Source organism: Streptomyces sp. NPDC048392 (genome assembly GCF_043200575.1).
GTDB lineage: Bacteria > Actinomycetota > Actinomycetes > Streptomycetales > Streptomycetaceae > Streptomyces.
Genome location: NZ_JBICYB010000020.1, coordinates 76,223 through 92,640, shown reverse-complemented (window position 1 = coordinate 92,640; position 16,418 = coordinate 76,223). Strand labels below are relative to the sequence as shown.

Sequence of the window (16,418 nt, the reverse complement as noted above, 5' to 3'; positions counted from 1 at the left end):
CTCCTCTCCACAGATCGAGTCCCTCTGCTAGTCGAGGGCGACGAGAGCCGGTACCAGCGTCTGCAGGACCGCCAGCGGAAGCAGCACCACCCAGGCCAGCTCCACGTACCGGTCGGCACGCAGCACCGGCAATCGCCGCATCATCCACACCAGGAACCCCAGCACCAGCAGCGTTTTGACCGCCTGCCAGGCCCACGGCGGCAGCCCCGGACCGGCGCCACCGCCCAGGAACAGCGGCACCGCCATCGCCGCGCCGGCCGCGAGCCACAGCCATCGACCGGTCTGCAACAGCAGCCGGTCCACTCCCGACGCCTCCCCCAGCACGCCGTCGGCGATGTCCCGCCCGGCCGGGTAGGCGAAGGGACCGAGAAAGCTGAAGGCGAGCACTCCCCCCAGGTAGACCGCGAAGGCGAACGGCATCCACACCGCGTACCACAGACCGTGCTGGGCGGCGGCGATGTCGGTCACACGCAGGGACTGCGCCCCGGTCGCGGCCGAGATCAGCGCGAACATCAGCGGCAATTCGTACGCCAGGCCCTGGGCCAGAAACCGGTAACCGCCGACCAGGGAGAACGCCGCGTTCGGACCCCACCCGGCCAGCCACAGTCCGGCCCAGGTCAGCACTTCCATGGCGTTGAACCACACCACCCCGACCGAAAGGTCGGCCACCGCCACGCCCCCGAACGGAATCACCAGCGTGGACAGGACGGCTGCCACCGGGACGGTGATCACCCCGGCCCGCCACAGCAGCACGTCGGGGGCCGGCAGACGCCGCGGCTGCGCCAGCAGCGCCCGCGGCACACCGAGGAACGGCCGGCCCAGGGCCGCGATGCCGACGGGCCGGCCCGCGTCGCGGGCTTCGAGCACCGCGTTGCCGGCCACCGCCAGGCCCGCCAGAGTGAACAGCAGCCCCGGTGCCGCCAGCAACGTCCACCACGCCCCCGCCTCAGTCACGGGCCACCGCCCCGTTCGGCGCGACGGTGAGTTCGTCGAGGTCGGGGTCGAGGCTGGCGACGATGAGACGGGCAGCGGCCAGCTCCGCTCCCGTCAGCAGGCCCGGCAGGAGTTTGACCAGCGCGGCCGACGGCGGGGCGTCGTCCCGCCAGCGGCCACGAGGGCTGTCGTCCACCTGCGGACGAAGCGGTGACGGTTCCTCCAGGTTCCGCACATCGCGGCGGATGTCGGCGAGCCACTGCCGGTAGCGATCGGTCACGTCCCCGCCGGCCCGTCCGGCCGGCCCGCTCACCCCGGCATCACGCGCGTTCCGCGTGCCCACGCGGCCGATGCCACGGGTCAGCCAGGTCAACGTCCGCGACCGGCCGATCCGGCGGGTGAATCGTTCGATCCGGGGAACGACGGCCTCGCCGGGCGCACCCTCCAGGAGGTCGTCGCGCAGCCGCCTGGCCACGGTCGCCTCGGCGGACCAGCCGGCCACCGAGAGCAGTCGGGCCAGACTGTCCAGATGCGCGGCGGCCCGCCTCCGGGCCGCCACGCCCTTGCTGACCGGCTCCCCCGCCGCCGCGCGCACCCACGGCTCCGCCCAGAACGCCGTCGGCACGGCCGGGGCGGGCCGGCACGGCTCCGCGACCTCGGCTTCCCGCACCACGTCGCCCTGCAAGGTCACACGGACGGTCAGTCCGGACGGCCAGTCGGCGAGCAGCGGACCCAAGGAGACATGCAGTTGATCGAGCGTCAACCCGTCACGATCCTCGCCCTGCCCGGCCATCGGCAGACCGCCCGGCATCTCCATGTCACCGCCGCCACCGTGGCCGCCGTGGCCGCCGTGGCCGCCGTGGCTCTGGCCGCCGTGGCCGTGGTCGCCCTGGCCGTGGCCACCGTCGTTGGTTTCGTGGTGTTCGGGGTGTTCGTCCCGCGCATCGGCACGACCATCTTCGTGCCGCACCTCCGCATCCTGATGGCTACCGCTGCCGCCGCCGTGCTCGTCGTGCGGGCCGCTTATGTCGCCGTCCCCCTTGCCGCGGTCCATCTCACCGGGGCCCTCCTGGTGCTGCGAACCGCCGTCGTCACCGTTTTGGGCCGCCGCACCCGATGTCCCGGCTTCCAGGCGCTGATCGGCGAGCGAGCCGAGCCGGAGCTGTCCGGTCGCCAGCGCCCCCCGTACGTCGTCGGCGCCGGGCGCGTGGACACGGGCGCGGGGCACCGGCAGGTCCTGCCACAGCCGGTTCACCGCCTCGTGCAGGTCCGGGCAGTCGGGTCCTGCGACGAGCAGCACGTCCGCCTGGGCCGGGGTGGCGGCCAGGGGCCAGTCCCGCTGCCTCAGCATGCGCTCGGCTTCCAGGCGCGCGGCCGTTCCGCCCGGCAGGACGGCGAGCAGCACACGGGGCCTGGCGGCGGCAGCCCGCAGAGCGAGAGCGGTCACGTCCATCGCAGAGCGCCCTCCCGCCAGGCGTAGACGACCCCGGCCAGCAGAACCGCCAGGAAGACGAACATCTCGACCACCGCGCCGGTCCCCATGGCGGAGATCACGCGCGTCCACGGGTACATGAACACCATCTCCATGTCGAAGGCCAGGAACAGCATCGTCACGGTGTACCAGCGCACGTGAAACCGGCTCACCGCATGCTCGACCGGTTCCAGCCCCGATCCGAACGGCGCGGCGGCAACCGGCTCCGAGGACAACCGCGCAGCCCGCGCCGCCCCGTGGACGCCGACGACTGCGAACAGGGCGACGCCCAGCAGCGACAGCACCGCCGTCGTACCGCTCACCGTGCCCCGCCATCCGGACGTGCGAGCGGCAGGCGCCCTCGGTCCCGCCGGGCCGGATGCCCGGGGCGTCCGCCATCGGGAGTGGTGGCTTGCGCGGCCATCGGCGTGCTCCTCTCTGCTGCGGCCTCGAGACGGCCGCGTACCCCCCGGGGGCATGGGCAATCAGGAAGTCGGCCGGACGTTGCCCAGAAGGATTCCGACTGCGGGCCGCGAAGGGGGTGCGGCGCGCCGCGCCGAGGCGGGATTCCGAGGACGGGGAAGGTCCCGTCGAACGGTCCTGTCGAACGCCACCGCAGTGGCAGAGCGCAGACCCGCGGCACCCGGCGCGCGCTCCGCCTCGCCCGGCCGACCGCGATCGGACGGTCCCGGACGTGATGGCCCGGGGCCGCTCGATCGCCTACCCCGGACGTGTCATGTCACGCACGTTGTGCTCGGTACCGGACCCATGCCGGCCTGAACGAGTTCCGGGCAACGCCGGCTCGGGGCCGGTCTCTCCCCATCGCCCTTCAATACGGGCGCCCAAGCGCCAACCGAGCTTCACGGCCGCCGAAGACGGCGCCTCGGCGCAGGCCGCCGCCGCAGAGCGGGAAATCGTCCGGGAGAACGCGAAGCGCCTTGTGTGTCACGGCCGCAGCCGTCCTTCGGCGGCCACCCGCCCGATGTCGTCCAGGACCGCGGCGATCTCCGCGTCGGAGTCGCCGTGCACTCTCTGGGCGGTCGCCCGAGGCACGCAAGTGCAGCCGGCCCCGTTCACCGCCACCGCGCTCGAAGGCGACCGGCCCGGGGCGCGCGCTCCGCCGCCGGCGAACAGACCGACTGGGTGGTATGCACAGGGGTTCCTCATCGCCTAGCCTCCTGCCACCCGCTCCCGTACGGGCGCACCACGTCTTTCACCCACCGACCGACAGGAGATGCCAGTGGCTGTGGATCCACGCAAAGAGGACATGGACGCATTCGGCTCGCAGGGCCCAGAGGAGGCCTTCGTCATGCTCAACCTGCTCCGGTTCTCGCCTGACGGCCGTGCGTCCTACGAGGAGTACTCACGCCGTGCGGCCGTCTTCCTGCGCAAGTACGGAGGCGAACTGCTCTACGCGGGAGACGGCGGTACACCCCTGGTGGCCGAGCAGGGGCAGGCGTGGGACGCGGTGCTGCTGGTGCGCTATCCCAGCCGGGAGGCGTTCAGCGCGATGGTGGCGGACCCTGAGTACCAGCAGATCACCACGCTGCGGACCGGCGCGCTCGCCGAGGCCGTACTCCAGCCGACCGCCCCTTGGACACAGGGGCGCGACACTCGACCGTCCTGAGCGGTGGCACATGACATGAGGGAGGGCCGCAGGGCTTCCGCGGGCAGGTGGGCGGTCGGCCGGTGACGGCGATTCGGCCCAAGTGGTGGGTGCTGCCGCCGGGACGACTCGCGGTCCGCGTCCGCAAGGACGCGAACGACGGCAGCGCCCTGTTCAAGGCCGCATGCCACCTGGAGCGCGCTGCGGGGCGACGGCGAAGTCCGGCTGACCGCGTCCGACTTCCACCGCCAGTACCTGCGCCAGCCGCGCCACATCGACTCCGAGGTGTGGCCGGCCACGCCCGGAGGTACGCACGCCTGGGACAACCCGGCGCCGTTCCGGAGGACACCACCTGGGCCGTCGAGGCGCCCTGGGCACCCTGAGCGGCTCCCCCGTGATGTCGGGGTGGTGGGACACGGAGTCGTGGCCCACCACCCCGGTCCGCGGCCGCCATGGTGTCGACCCCGCCGCTGGACCGGTTCGCGCGGACTGCGCTCACCACCGCCTTGGCCATCCGGACGGTGGGCACGCTCCTCCTGCATCCCGACTCGTACAACGCCGGTACGGCGGGACGCCCTCGGGAGCCCGGCCTCGCGGCCGAACGACGTGCGCGACACCTTCCTGGTCGGCGGACTGCTGACCGTCGGGGCCCTTCTTCGCGGCTTCGGTCAGATCGGGCAGCAGGGGGCTGTGCCGCTCGACGCGGGCGCCGTCGCCGACGAGCACGTCGGCCACCCGGTCCACACCCGCCCGCCCGGCGGACCCGGTCGCAATGAGCGGATGCTCGTCGAGGACCTGCGCCCGGAAGTCGCGGAGCCGCTCGTGTCGTGCGGGCGGCAGCGTCAGGTCGTACGCCGCACCGAGCGTCAGCGGGTCCGGTCCGGCCATGACATCGAGCAGCAACGTGAGGTCGCGGGCACTGCGCGCCGTCGGACCGACGACGGCCGCGCACCGCGGCGGGGGCGCCGCCCGAATCGCCTGCCAGGCCGGGGCGGGAGGCCATGCTGTCCACGCCGGGGACAAGACACGCGACTGGGGGCCCGTCAGCCGGTCAACCCCTCAGCCGGTCAGGGCTGCGTGGCGGCGGCGCTGTCGGGGAAGACCGGGAAAATCTGATCCAGACCGACGATCTGCAGCACGCGCCGCGTGTGGTCGGGCACAGCGGCCAGCGCGATGTCGCCTTGGGCGGCCTGAGCGTGGTGGCGGGCAACGATCAAGACGGTGAGACCGCTGGAGTCGCAGAACTCCATACCCGCCAGGTCCAGGACGAGGCGCTGACCCGGCCGGAGGGCGAGACCGGTGAGCAGTTCCCGCAGCCGGCCGGAAGTGGCGAAGTCGAGGTCGCCATGGATCTCCAGAACGGGACCGGTGGGGGCGTCGCGGGTGGTGATCTTCAACGGGCTCATTCGGGTGCTTCGGTCTCGCGGCCGGGAACGGGGACGCCCAGGGCGAGAAGGGCGGTGTCGTCGTCGAGACCGTCGCCGAATTCGTCCAGCAGGCCGGTCAGAGCCTGGATGAGCGCGTGGGCCGACTTGCCCGTGTGGTTCGCGGCGAAGGCGCGGAGGGCCTGTTCGCCGTAGAGGGTGGTCCGGTCCTCACCGGTGCGGGCTTCGGTGAGACCGTCGGTGTACAGCAGAAGTGCGTCACCCGGGCCAAGGACCGTTGTGGCGGTGGTGAAGCCGGCGGCGGGCAGGACACCGACGAGGAGTCCGCCCGGAGTGGGCAGGAAGTCCGCTGCGCCGTCGGCACGCAGGACGAGAGCCGAGGGGTGCCCGCCCGAGGCGATGCGCACGGTGACCTGTCCTGTGACGGGGTCGGGCTCGAGAAGACCGAAGATCACGGTGCAGTAGCGCGGATCGTCGGCGGTGTAGCGCTCGTGAAGTACCCGGTTGAGGGTCGTCAGGGCGGAGACGGGATCCGATGCGTGCAGGGCCGCGGCACGCAGGGTGTAGCGGGTGAGTGAGGTGACAGCGGCGGCCTGGGGTCCCTTGCCGCACACGTCGCCGAGAAAGAAGGCGAAGCGCCCGCCGTCAATGGGAAACAGGTCGTAGAAGTCGCCCCCGAGCCGGTCGGGAGATGCGGTGCGGTAGTGGGCGGCCGCTTCCACGCCGGGCACGGACGGCAGGCTGGCGGGCAACAGCGACTGCTGGAGGACCGCGAGGGCGTCCTGCAACCTGGCACGGTCGGCTTCCGCCTGTTTGCGCGCCGCTTCGGCTGCTTTGCGGGCTCGCAGGAGTTCTTCCTCGTATGCGCGCCGGTCCCGGGCATCGAACACGGTGGTGCGAATGAGCAGGGGCTCGCCGGTGCTGCCGTGCTTGACGACGGAGGAGACCAGCACGGGTACCCGGCCGCCGCCGGCCTGTTTGATCTCGAGGGCGATACCACTGATCTCACCCTGCATCCGCAGCAGCGGTGCGAAGTGCGTCTCGTGGTACAGCTTGCCGCCCACGGTCAGCAGGTCGGTGAACCGCATCCGGCCCACCACCGCCTTCCGCTGAAGGCCCAGCCAGTTCAGCAGCGTGCTGTTGATCTTGGCAATCGTGCCGTCCATCAGCGTCGACAGATACCCGCACGGCGCGCTCTCGTACAGTTCCTCGGCACTGTCCTCCAACAGCGAGGCGAATACAGCGCTCGAGGTCTCCCCGTCATCGGCGCCCGGCGGGTCGGGCTGCTGCCCGGTACGGCACATCACTGCAGGCGAGCCAGGAACGCGGTGATCGCCTCGTTGGTGGCCTCGGGCGCGGACAGGTGCGGGCAGTGTCCGGTGGCGTCCAGCGTGACCAGCGTCGATCCGGCGATCGCCTGGTGCACGAAGGCACCGACCTCGCGCGGGGCGATGACGTCCTGGGTGCACTCCAGAATCAGCGTCGGTACCTTCACCCCCTTCAGGTCGTTGCGCGAATCCGACAGGAACGTCGTCCGGGCAAAGACCCGCGCCATGTCCGGGTCCGTGGCGCAGAAGCTGTTCGTCAGCTCCTCACCCAGCTCGGGCCGCTCCGCGTTACCCATGATCACTGGCGCCATCGCCGCCGACCAGCCGAGATAGTTCGAGTCCAGGGACGCCAGCAACTCGTCGATGTCCTCGGCGCTGAAGCCGCCCCGGTAACCTTCCTCGTCGATGTAACGCGGGGACGGCGCGACCATCACCAGGCCTCCGATCCGCTCCGGCGCCATCCCGGCGGCCAGCACCCCGATCATCGCGCTCACCGAATGCCCCACGAACACCGCTTCGCGCAGGTCGAGCGCCTCGCAGACGTCCACGACGTCCTGGGCGTAGCCGTCGAGGGAGGCGTAACGGTCCTCCGTGAACGCGGACAGATCCGAGCGGCCCGAACCCACGTAGTCGAACAGCACCACACGGTAGTCGTCGGCCAGAGCAGGCACCGTCAGCCGCCACATGTTCTGGTCACAACCGAACCCGTGGGCCAGCACCACCGTCCGTCCCAGCGGGTTCCCCGTCACGGTGACATTGTTCCTGCGATCGATGTCCATACCCACCACCCTCTCAGGTCCCGCTCACCACCCTGCCACAGGCCCGGATCACCTCACTCCCCACCCGGCACCTTCACACCCGGTCGGCAGGAGAGCCCCGGGAGCCCCCACTGAGCACCGCCGTCGGGTGTTCCCGGCATGCGGACGGTTGCAACGGGCAGATGAACGGTCCGCGACGGGAGGGGAAGGACAGGCATGGCGACGGATTCGATCGAGTGGTCGGAGGCGACGACAGACAAGTGCTGTGCGTGCGGGGAACACCGCACCGTCCCTCCGGACGAGGCGCCGGAGACGCCTCGTGAGCGCGTCAACCGCCGCTGGAACGAGATCATGCAGGAGACGCGCGTCGCTCAGACGGGCGTGCAGATCCTCTTCGGTTTCCTGCTCAGTGTCGCGTTCACGCCTCTCTTCCACGACCTGGGCACGTTCGACCATGCCGTCTACGTCATCACCGTGATCTCGGGTGCCACGGCCACGGCTTGCCTGATCGCCCCGGTCTCCATCCACCGCTTCCTGTCGGGGCAGCGGATGAAGGACGAGATGCTGGAGGTGGCGCACCGGCTGATGATGTGCGGCATGCTCCTGATGGCCGTGACCATCGGCTGCACACTGCTACTGATCCTGCACGTCGTGGTACCGGGCCTCGTGGCGAAGCTGCTCGTCGGCGGCGTGATGATCTGGTTCGCCCTGTCGTGGTACGCCCTTCCCCTGTGGCTCCGCCGCCGGTCCGCCCGCCGTGCGGCCGGCCGGGGCTGACCTGACGGCGTACGCGGCAGCGGACCGCGTCGAAGGACTTCCGCATCCGCGTCGAGCACGAAGCAGATGCCGTTCGCCACGTTTCCGTCAGCCGCCCGGACCTGCTCCGCGCGACGACCGGCATCAGGCAGCCCGGCATCAGCCAGCCCGGAATCTGGCAGCCCGGAGACAGGCAGCGTGGCACGGTGTCGAGTCGAGCGGGAACGTGGGCGTGGCAGCCTGTCCGCCCGGTGCGAGGTCCGAGCCGTGGATGCACATGAGCCCGTGCGCGTGGTGGGCCCGGCACGGCGAACGGCGGGCCGGAGGTGGTCCTGTCGGGCCCTGCGCAACCAGGGCGCCGACGCGGCCGCTTGGATCGAGGTGATCGGTGTCGGCATGAAGGCAGGGCACGTCGGACGGGCCCCCGGTGCGTTGCCACTGGCAAAACTCAGGGCGTGTGGACCGGACTTGCCGCAGAGGGGGCAACGTCCCCGGCCCTCCGCCCCGGCTGCGGTCGGGCCGCACGGCGTTCGGGTGTCGACGAGGGCGGGGCGACGGTCGGAGCGCACCGCCGCCGGGTCCCGGTAAGGGATCCGGCGGCGGGCGACGCCGTCTTTGGGATTGTGGGCGTCCTCTCCGCACGGGGCCCGCAGCGAGGGGCAAGGGGGAAGCCGACGCCGGGTCTCAGGTGCTCGCCTGGTGCGGAGCGGGTGCCCTGCGCCGTGCGGCGTGGTGCTGGGGCCTGGCCGGGCCGGCCTTCTCGAGGCGTCGCACCCACAGGGATGCCATGACCAACAGGCCGGTGAAGACGGACAGAAGGAATACGGCAGCCCACATCTGCCGGCTGCCAGGGGCCTCCCACCCCGTCCAGGCAGTGGATACCGCCCACAGGAAGAAGCCCATCAGGTAGAAGCCCCGAAGGTGGCGGAGCTGGCGGAGCCGGCGAACGGTCTCCAGGGGTGTGGGGTGTTCAGTCCTCGGTGCCATGCCGGGCCGCGTACCCGGAATCCGCCTGGTTAGTTGTCGCGTCCCTCGAAGTTCCTCCGGATCACGGCGCCCTGGTCCTCCGTCAGCCCGGAGCCATCCGGTATCTCCAGGACGGCGCCGCAGCGCTCGCACAGCTCTCCGTCTCCGGCGGGGGTACCGCACGCCTTGCAGTATCGGTTGCCGGCCTGGCCTTCGGCTGGCTGCGTCATACGGTCCTCCGGACGTCGTGAACTGGACGGGACGTTCGGCGAGTGCCCGGGAGACCGTCATTGATTCGGCGGACGGCTCCGGTGAAGGCGTCGACGGCGCCGCTCCCCGCGCCGGAAGTCGTCAGCGATCCGGGCCGGAGGAGACGTTTGCGGGAGCCCGAACGGTACACAAGATGAACTGACACAACCTTTATACGAGGAAAGGGAGACACAGGATGGGCATCATCGCGTGGATCATCATCGGCCTGCTCGCCGGCGCCATCGCAAAGGCCATCATGCCGGGCAAGGACCCGGGCGGGATCATCATCACGATGCTCATCGGTGTCGCCGGAGGTCTGCTCGGCGGCTGGCTCGGCAAGGTGATTTTCGGAGTCGACTCCGTCGACGGCTTCTTCGAGCTCTCCACCTGGATAGCCGCGATCGTCGGTTCGCTCATCCTGCTCGCCCTCTACCGGCTCGTCACCGGAAACCGACGCTCGCACCGTCACGCGTGACCCACGAACAGCGCACACACCGGCACTTCTCCGGACGGCTCCCGCCCACTGCGTCAGGCGGGAGCCGTCGGCGTGCCGGCGGTCGGCACTCGGAACCCGGGTCCGCGCAGTCACATCGCGAGCGATCCGGATCGGCTGCCGCGCTCCTCCAGGGCAGGCGTCGTGCGCGTCACGGCCTCGGCGCACCTGACGCTCCTCCCCCGTACGTGCTCCTCATGCCCTGCCGCACCGGGCGCAGGGCGCTGACCGACCTCGGCCGCCGAAGTCTGCTGAGCCCCGGCCGGATTCGGGCGGACATGCCGACGAAGTCCGTCCCGGACGAGTACGTCGACCAAGCACTCGCCGCCGGAGTGTCCGACTCGTCGCTCGAGAACAGCTCGGCGGGGCAGACTCCCGGCCCCGCTGCACACGCCCCAACCGAGACCGGGCGGTGCGTGTTCTCCTGCGCCGGGCCGTGGGCGAGGCCGCCGGGTGGCGTCACCCGGGCTCGCAGGCGGCCTCCTCCACCGTCGCTCCCACCTTCAGGACGGTGTCGACGCCGGTGATCTCCAGGATCCGCCTCAACTGCCGCGTCGGCGCAGCCAGGCGCACGTCAGCCGTTCGACGCGTGAGGATCAGGAGATTCAGCAGCGCCGAGTCCGCGAAAGTGATCCCGGAGGCGTCCACCACCACCCTTGAATGCTTCGCAGCCGCGTCGGCCAGCGCGTCCGCGAGGGGTTTGACCGAGTGCGCGTCGTAGTCGCCACGGGCGACGACGATCCAGGAGCCGCAGTATTCGTACTGCCCCAAAGCTGCCTGAGCCGGGACCTGTGCGTCCCGCTCAGTGGACCGACTGCCGCCGACGTTGCTCGCGTGCGCCGGTGGGTTCGCCTCGTTCAACGACACCTCGGGCCCTCCTGTGGCTCCACCGCGGCGACATGCCCTCAATTACGTGAAAACTATGTCATGCATTTGGCGTCAGTCAAGGTGATCCGTAGGATGCTGTGCATGGTTGGAGTGCCCGAGTCTCATACCGGTTGGACGTTCGTGACCAACCACGCGCGCGTGCTGGCGGCCATCGCGGACAATCCGAACATCCGGATCCGTGACATCGCCGCCCGCTGCCGGCTCACCGAGCGGGCCGTCCAGCGGATCATCTCCGACCTGGAGCAGGACGGGTACCTCTCCCACACCCGCGACGGGCGCACCAACACCTACCGCATCCAGCCGGACAAGGTCCTGCGCCACCCGGCGGAAGCGGGCCTGACCGTGGCCTCGCTGCTCTCCCTGCTCGTACAGGACGAAACCGACCGCTCGAGGGAATCTCGTGTTCCGTCGCCGTCCTTGGTCGACGTCAACGACGCGAGATAGACGACCCGGCGGTCGGCGCCCGGCGTGCCGTCGGCGGTACCGGCCGAGTACCCGCGGAGCTTGGTCGGTGAACGGTTCAGGTGACCGGTGCCGGGGCCGGAAGCCGACGGGGAGTCACGTCGGGCGGGCGGGGCGGCGCCCGTGATCACGCGGAGGCGGTGGGCGGCGTCTCGCGGTCCCGTTGGCAGGCCGCGAGGAGGAACAGCCAGATCTCGCTGACGGTCGGGAAGGGTGCGATCGCATGCCGGAGCCGCTTGAGCGGGACTTCGCCCGCGACCGCGATCGTCGCCGAGTGCAGGAGTTCGCTGACGCCGGGGCCGACGAAGGTCACGCCGAGCAGCACTTCCCGGTCGAGGTCGACGATCAACCGGGCGTGGCCCTGGTAGTCGTCGGCGTAGAGGTTGGCGCCCTGGGCGGCGTTGATGTCGAGGTCGACGGTCTTGATCCGGCGGCCGGCGGCGGTCGCCTGCTCGGCGGTCAGGCCGACCGCGGCGGCCTCGGGGGTGGTGAAGAACACCTGTGGCACGGCGTGCTGATCGGCGGTGGTCGCGTGGTCTCCCCAGGCGTCGTCGTCCAGCGGACGGCCGGCGGCGCGGGCGCCGATCGCGTCTCCGGCGGTGCGGGCCTGGTACTTGCCCTGGTGGGTGAGCAGGGCGCGGTGATTCACGTCGCCGAGGGCGTACAGCCACTCGCCGTCGACGCCCTGGACCAGGCAGGTGGTGTCGACGTCCAGCCAGGAGCCCGGGGTGAGACCGACCGTCTCCAGCCCGATGTCGGCGGTGGCGGGAGTACGGCCGGTGGCGAACAGCACCTCGTCGGCTTCCAGTTCGCGGCCGTCGTCGAGGGTGATCGTGACGGGTCCGGCGGCGTCGGGGCGGCGCAGGGCCGTCGCCTGCACACCGATCCGTACGTCCACGCCCGCCTCCCGCAGCCCCTGGGCGACCAGCTCTCCCGCGAAGGATTCCATCCTGGGCAGCAGCCGATGCCGAGCGAGCAAGGTGACCTTCGAGCCGAGGCCCTGCCAGAGAGTGGCCATCTCCACGCCGACTCCGCCGCCACCGACGACGGCGAGCCGGGCCGGGGCCCGGCTCGAGTCGGTGCCGTTCCGGTTGGTCCAGGGCCGGGCCTCCTGGATGCCGGGGAGGGCGGGCAGCACCGGCCTGCTGCCGGTGGCGACGGCCACCGCGTGCCGGGCCGTCAGGACATGGCGGACGCCGTCGTCCCTGGTGACCGTGATCCGCCGGGCTCCGTCGAGACGGCCTTGGCCGCGGAACAGGTCGGCGCCGATGGACTTGACCCACCGGGCCTGGCCCGAGTCGTCCCAGTCGGTGACATAGCGGTTACGGCGAGCGAAGACGCCCTCGGTGTCGAGAGGGCCGGTGACGGCCTGGCGGGCACCGTCCACCCTGCGGGCGTCGGCGACCGCGATGACCGGCCGCAGCAGCGCCTTGCTGGGAACACAGGCCCAGTACGAGCATTCCCCGCCGACGAGTTCCCGCTCCACGACGGCTACGGAGAGGCCGGCGGCGCGGGCGCGGTCGGCGACGTTCTGCCCGACCGGCCCGGCACCCAGCACGATCACGTCGTAGGCAACGGTTTCCTCGGTGGTGTGCGACTCGCTCATGGTCTTCCTCGCATCACGATCGGTGCTGTCGGTGAGCTGTTGAAAGGGCCCCGTCCGTGGGCCGTACGGGTCATACAACCCCACAGCACCCTCGACTCATCTCTGCCGGGCCATTCACCTCGCCGAGAGCGGCCATAAGTACCGCCTTGGGCCAACAGGGACGCCCTGACCGGCGTCTGCCGACCACGCAAGCACGGGCACCCCTGCGAACGGCACAGCCCGGTCCGTGCCGACAACGGGCATCGGCGGCGCCTATGGCCCGGCCGGAATCCCCCGAAGGCGGCGGTGCTTGGGAATCCCGTCACCTCACGGACGAGGGGACGGGTCGACGGAGAGCGGCCACCGCCTCCGCTCGACCCGCACGTCTGGATACGAAGGACGGTTCTCATGGGTTTTCTTGATCTGGCCGGGCGTGTGGCTCTGGTGACCGGGGCGACCAGCGGCATCGGCGCGGCGACGGCCGAGCTGCTCGCCGAGCGCGGCGCGCATGTCCTGGTCGCCGGGCGCGACACAACCCGCGGTGGGACTGTCGTCGCCGGTATCCGGGAGCACGGCGGCAAGGCGGACTTCCTCGCCGCCGCGCTGGCGGACGCCGAGTCGGCGCGGCAGCTCACGCAGGAGGCCACCGAGCTGGGCGGGGGCCACGTCGACATCCTGGTCAACAGCGCGGGCATCTTCCCGTTCGGTCCGACGGCTCAGGCGTCACCCGCCGAGGTGGACGCCGTCTACGACCTGAACGTGAAGACGCCGTTCCACCTGGTGGCGCGGCTCGCCCCGGCGATGGCCGGGCGTGGATCCGGCGCGATCGTCAACGTCAGCACCATGGTCGCCGAGTACGGTGTCGCCGGGATGGCGCTGTACGGTTCCAGCAAGGCGGCGCTGAACCTGCTGACCAAGGCATGGGCCGACGAGTTCGGCCCGCAGGGGGTGCGGGTCAACGCCGTGGAGCCCGGCCCGACCCGTACGGGAGGCACGGCTGCCATGGGCGAGGGCCTGGACGCGCTCGCCGCCCAGGCGCCCGCCGGCCGGCCCGCCGCGGCCCGGGAGATCGCCGAGGCGATCGCCTACCTCGCCGGCGACACGGCGAGCTACGTGCAGGGCGCCATCCTGCCGGTGGACGGCGGCCGTACGGCAGTCTGACACCCTCGCCCACGGGGCTCCGGGCTCTCGGGCCCGCAGCCCCCGCCGTACCGCAACCGGCCGGGCTCAGCCACACACGGACCGGTCCAGCGCGGCGATGAACCGGCCGACGTCGCGACGGCGCGAGTCGGCCGGCCACACCGCCCAGGTGCGCCGCACCAGCGGATGCCCGACCAGCGGCGACCAGGTCACATGGTCGGGCAGCGGCTGCTGCCAGTTCGGCGGAGCAAGCGTGAAGGCTCGCCCGGAGGCCACCGCGGCCAGCTTCACATCAGCGATCAGCGTCTGCCCCTGCGGGGCCTCCGGACCCAGGTCCAGTCCGTGACCACGCAGGACCGCGGTCAGCTCGTCGTACCAGGCAGGACTGCCGGCACGCGGAAAACCGACCCACCGCAGACCCACCAGTGCATCGAGCGCGATGCCGTCCGCCCCGGCGAGTTCGGCGGCCTGCTCCGCGGCCACCAGGACACCCAGCCTCTCCCGTACGACGAGCAGCGCGTCGAACTCCGGACCCGACGGACGCTCCCGCAGGAATCCGACGTCCAGCTCACCGGCCCGCAGAGCCGCCAACTGCTCGGACGAGGACAGGTGCCGGGCCTGCACGCTGGTCTCCGGATGGGCCTGCGACAGCTCGGCCAGCGCCGGATCCAGCAGTCCGGACGGGAGTTCGAGGGGAATCCCGATCCGCAGTGCCCCACCGCCGGGACCGGTGTACCGGGCCATCGCCCGCACCGCCTGATCATGCCGGGCGAGGACCGCGCGCGCCTCCCCGAGCAGAGCCGTGCCCGCCTCGGTCGCCCGTGCCCCGGTGCTGCCGCGTACCAGAAGTTTCACCCCCAGCTGCCGTTCAAGACCGCCGACCGTCTGGGACAGGGCCGGCTGACTGATCCGCAGCCGCCGCGCCGCAGCCGACAGCCCGCCCTCTTCCACCACCGCCACGAACGCCCGCAGCTCCCGCAACTCCATGCCCCCATGCCACCACGCCGTCCGAGACCTGTCACGTTCCGCTCAGCGCGCCGAGGCCCGCGAGCGGAAAGGGAACACCCGTGCGCGCCGGGCGGGCTCCTGTCTCCCGGACCGGAAGCCCGGGCAGCGTGGACTCCAGTATTCGCGGCGTGGCAGTCGGGTTTGGCGCACAAGCCGTAGCGGGCCCTCTCGGCGGACAACCGGGTCGGTACGCCCGGCGTTTGCGGCGCGCATCCCCAGGGCTGTGTCACCGCGCAGCCGCCCGGCACGGACGTCACGCACGATGATCCGCAAGCTCTCGCCCACGTCGTTCTCGTGAGGGCCGGACGGCTACCGCCGCCACGACGGCCGCGTGCCGCCGGCGCCTGCGCCGACACCGGGACGGACAGTGCCCGCCACCGCGGCCTGCTCCGATCCGGCTGTCCGGGTGGGTGCGGGTTACGGGTCACCCGTTACGGGTTACGGCACCGTGTAGCCGGCGGCGCGGAACAGTTCGTACCACTCGGAGCGGGTGAGCGGAAGGTCGGAGCCGAGCGCGGCGGCCGCGACGCGCTCCGGCGTCGTGGTGCCCAGCACGACCTGCATCCGGGCGGGATGACGCGTGATCCAGGCGACCGCGATCGCCTCGGCCGGCACGTCGTACTTCTCGCTCAGCCGGTCGACGACCGCGTTCAGCTCGGGATAGCGCGGCGAGCCGAGGAACGGGCCGTCGAAGAATCCCGCCTGGAAAGGCGACCACGCCTGGATGGTGATGTCGTGCAGGCGGCAGTAGTCGAGGATTCCCTCGTCACGCACGACCGACTGGTCGAGGCCCTGCATGTTCGCGGCGATGCCCTGCGCGATCATCGGCGCGTGCGTGATCGACAGTTGCAGCTGATTCGCGACGATCGGCTGCGTCACGTGTTTACGCAGCAGTTCGAGCTGCCCGGGCGTCTGGTTGGAGACGCCGAAAGCGCGCACCTTGCCCGCCGCCGACAGCTCGTCGAAGGCGCGGGCGACCTCCTCCGGCTCGACGAGCGCGTCGGGACGGTGCAACAGCAGGACGTCGAGGTAATCCGTGCCGAGTGCATCGAGCGACCCGTTCACCGACTCCACGATGTGCTCGTGGGAGAAGTCGAAGTACGGGCCGTCCTTGACGATGCCGGCCTTCGACTGGATGACGAACTGCTCGCGCTCCGAGGAGCTGAGCTTCAGGGCTTCCGCGAACCGGCGCTCGCAGCCGTGGGTGTCCGAGCCGTACACATCCGCGTGGTCGAGGAAGGTGATGCCGGTGTCGCGCGCCGTGTTCACGAGCGTGCGGACCTCCTCGTCGGCCATGTCCTGAATGCGCATCAGGCCGAGGACGACGTTGGGGACCACCATGTCGGTGCCGGGCAGGGTGAAGGTCTTCATGTGCCTCTTTCGCTGTGAC

General features: G+C 71.2%; 17 protein-coding genes and 2 pseudogenes. 6 read left to right on the top strand and 13 right to left on the bottom strand.

Annotated elements, in window-relative coordinates:
• Window positions 1-27: 27 nt before the first annotated feature.
• From ACGFYH_RS24740 to ACGFYH_RS24730, 3 genes are read right to left on the bottom strand one after another with little or no spacing between them, the layout of a single operon-like run.
• Complete coding sequence (locus tag ACGFYH_RS24740; protein WP_393805346.1) at window positions 28-954, bottom strand: NADH-quinone oxidoreductase subunit H; 927 nt, start codon at window positions 952-954, stop codon at window positions 28-30.
• The gene (locus tag ACGFYH_RS24735) at window positions 947-2,386 is read right to left on the bottom strand and encodes a hypothetical protein (protein ID WP_393805345.1); all 1,440 of its coding nucleotides are present in this window, start codon (window positions 2,384-2,386) and stop codon (window positions 947-949) included. Before ACGFYH_RS24735 ends, ACGFYH_RS24740 begins: the two co-directional genes overlap by 8 nt.
• The gene (locus ACGFYH_RS24730) at window positions 2,377-2,727 is read right to left on the bottom strand and encodes an NADH-quinone oxidoreductase subunit A (protein ID WP_393805344.1); all 351 of its coding nucleotides are present in this window, start codon (window positions 2,725-2,727) and stop codon (window positions 2,377-2,379) included. Before ACGFYH_RS24730 ends, ACGFYH_RS24735 begins: the two co-directional genes overlap by 10 nt.
• 923 nt (window positions 2,728-3,650) lie before the next feature.
• Between ACGFYH_RS24730 and ACGFYH_RS24725 the strand changes: the two genes are divergently transcribed.
• Both ACGFYH_RS24725 and ACGFYH_RS24720 read left to right on the top strand, forming a co-directional pair.
• Window positions 3,651-4,031 (top strand): DUF1330 domain-containing protein, encoded by a 381-nt coding sequence (locus ACGFYH_RS24725; protein ID WP_393805343.1) that lies wholly within the window; start codon window positions 3,651-3,653, stop codon window positions 4,029-4,031.
• 116 nt (window positions 4,032-4,147) lie between these two features.
• Window positions 4,148-4,393, top strand: a pseudogene (locus ACGFYH_RS24720) (AbfB domain-containing protein); the annotation flags it as partial.
• A 274-nt stretch (window positions 4,394-4,667) separates the two neighbouring features.
• On the opposite strand, the pseudogene ACGFYH_RS24715 reads toward ACGFYH_RS24720, so the two are convergent.
• The 4 genes and pseudogenes from ACGFYH_RS24715 to ACGFYH_RS24700 form a co-directional block, all read right to left on the bottom strand.
• Window positions 4,668-4,958 (bottom strand): annotated as a pseudogene (locus ACGFYH_RS24715) (amidase); the annotation flags it as partial.
• Between the two features lie 119 nt (window positions 4,959-5,077).
• Window positions 5,078-5,416 carry an STAS domain-containing protein gene (locus tag ACGFYH_RS24710; RefSeq protein WP_393805342.1) on the bottom strand — a complete coding sequence of 113 codons (339 nt, stop codon included), beginning with the start codon at window positions 5,414-5,416 and terminating at the stop codon, window positions 5,078-5,080.
• Window positions 5,413-6,699, bottom strand: a complete 1,287-nt coding sequence (locus tag ACGFYH_RS24705; protein ID WP_393805341.1) for a PP2C family protein-serine/threonine phosphatase — start codon at window positions 6,697-6,699, stop codon at window positions 5,413-5,415. Before ACGFYH_RS24705 ends, ACGFYH_RS24710 begins: the two co-directional genes overlap by 4 nt.
• Window positions 6,699-7,502 (bottom strand): alpha/beta fold hydrolase, encoded by an 804-nt coding sequence (locus ACGFYH_RS24700; RefSeq protein ID WP_393805340.1) that lies wholly within the window; start codon window positions 7,500-7,502, stop codon window positions 6,699-6,701. Before ACGFYH_RS24700 ends, ACGFYH_RS24705 begins: the two co-directional genes overlap by 1 nt.
• 195 nt (window positions 7,503-7,697) lie before the next feature.
• Here ACGFYH_RS24700 and ACGFYH_RS24695 point away from each other — a divergent pair, with 195 nt between their 5' ends.
• Complete coding sequence (locus tag ACGFYH_RS24695; protein ID WP_393805339.1) at window positions 7,698-8,258, top strand: DUF6328 family protein; 561 nt, start codon at window positions 7,698-7,700, stop codon at window positions 8,256-8,258.
• Window positions 8,259-8,921: 663 nt separating this feature from the next.
• On the opposite strand, the gene ACGFYH_RS24690 is transcribed toward ACGFYH_RS24695, so the two are convergent.
• Together ACGFYH_RS24690 and ACGFYH_RS24685 are read right to left on the bottom strand one after the other, a co-directional pair.
• Entirely contained in the window at window positions 8,922-9,224 is a 303-nt protein-coding gene (locus ACGFYH_RS24690; RefSeq protein ID WP_393805338.1) for a hypothetical protein, read from the bottom strand.
• A 29-nt stretch (window positions 9,225-9,253) separates the two neighbouring features.
• Window positions 9,254-9,433, bottom strand: a complete 180-nt coding sequence (locus ACGFYH_RS24685) for a hypothetical protein (protein ID WP_393805337.1) — start codon at window positions 9,431-9,433, stop codon at window positions 9,254-9,256.
• A gap of 215 nt (window positions 9,434-9,648) precedes the next feature.
• Here ACGFYH_RS24685 and ACGFYH_RS24680 point away from each other — a divergent pair, with 215 nt between their 5' ends.
• Window positions 9,649-9,927, top strand: coding sequence for a GlsB/YeaQ/YmgE family stress response membrane protein (locus ACGFYH_RS24680; protein ID WP_393805336.1), 279 nt, complete (start codon window positions 9,649-9,651; stop codon window positions 9,925-9,927).
• A 477-nt stretch (window positions 9,928-10,404) separates the two neighbouring features.
• On the opposite strand, the gene ACGFYH_RS24675 is transcribed toward ACGFYH_RS24680, so the two are convergent.
• A complete protein-coding gene (locus ACGFYH_RS24675; RefSeq protein ID WP_393805335.1) occupies window positions 10,405-10,812 on the bottom strand; it encodes an STAS domain-containing protein in 408 nt (135 codons plus the stop codon).
• 102 nt (window positions 10,813-10,914) lie between these two features.
• Between ACGFYH_RS24675 and ACGFYH_RS24670 the strand changes: the two genes are divergently transcribed.
• On the top strand, window positions 10,915-11,277 hold the full coding sequence (locus ACGFYH_RS24670) for a helix-turn-helix transcriptional regulator (protein ID WP_393805334.1): 363 nt from the start codon (window positions 10,915-10,917) through the stop codon (window positions 11,275-11,277).
• Between the two features lie 145 nt (window positions 11,278-11,422).
• Here ACGFYH_RS24670 and ACGFYH_RS24665 read toward each other — a convergent pair whose 3' ends face one another.
• Window positions 11,423-12,901, bottom strand: a complete 1,479-nt coding sequence (locus tag ACGFYH_RS24665; RefSeq protein WP_393805333.1) for a dihydrolipoyl dehydrogenase family protein — start codon at window positions 12,899-12,901, stop codon at window positions 11,423-11,425.
• A 387-nt stretch (window positions 12,902-13,288) separates the two neighbouring features.
• Here ACGFYH_RS24665 and ACGFYH_RS24660 point away from each other — a divergent pair, with 387 nt between their 5' ends.
• Entirely contained in the window at window positions 13,289-14,041 is a 753-nt protein-coding gene (locus tag ACGFYH_RS24660; protein WP_393805332.1) for an SDR family NAD(P)-dependent oxidoreductase, read from the top strand.
• Between the two features lie 66 nt (window positions 14,042-14,107).
• Here ACGFYH_RS24660 and ACGFYH_RS24655 read toward each other — a convergent pair whose 3' ends face one another.
• Entirely contained in the window at window positions 14,108-15,007 is a 900-nt protein-coding gene (locus ACGFYH_RS24655) for a LysR family transcriptional regulator (RefSeq protein ID WP_393805331.1), read from the bottom strand.
• Between the two features lie 459 nt (window positions 15,008-15,466).
• On the bottom strand, window positions 15,467-16,399 hold the full coding sequence (locus ACGFYH_RS24650; protein WP_393805330.1) for an aldo/keto reductase family oxidoreductase: 933 nt from the start codon (window positions 16,397-16,399) through the stop codon (window positions 15,467-15,469).
• Window positions 16,400-16,418 lie beyond the last annotated feature (19 nt).